The 295-nt window shown below is 75.3% G+C and carries 1 protein-coding gene; it reads right to left on the minus strand.

The window, feature by feature from the left end:
* Positions 1–295 (minus strand): GNAT family N-acetyltransferase (locus tag ACLBX8_RS32030; protein WP_447716454.1); only part of this gene is annotated, 295 nt, incomplete at both ends.

Genomic DNA, 295 nt, shown 5'->3' on the forward strand with positions numbered 1-295 from the left:
CTGAAGAGATCGACCGGAAGGTCCGCGCCGCGCGCCGGGAAGGGCCGGGTCGCGCTGCCGGCCTGCGCGAAGCCGCAGGTCTCCAGCACGCGCCGGGACGCCGGGTTGGCCGTGCGGGCCGAGGCGGCGAGTTCCGTCCCGCCCGTATAGGCGAAGAACGCGTGGCACAGGGCCGTCACGGCCTCGGCCATCAGGCCGCTGCCCCAGTAGGGCTGCCCGAGCCAGTAGCCGAGTTCCGGCGGTCCGGCGGTCCGCCCCTCGATGCTGACGACACCGATGAGGCTGCCCGGCGCCG

The sequence above is a fragment of the Methylobacterium sp. D48H genome (assembly GCF_053345715.1).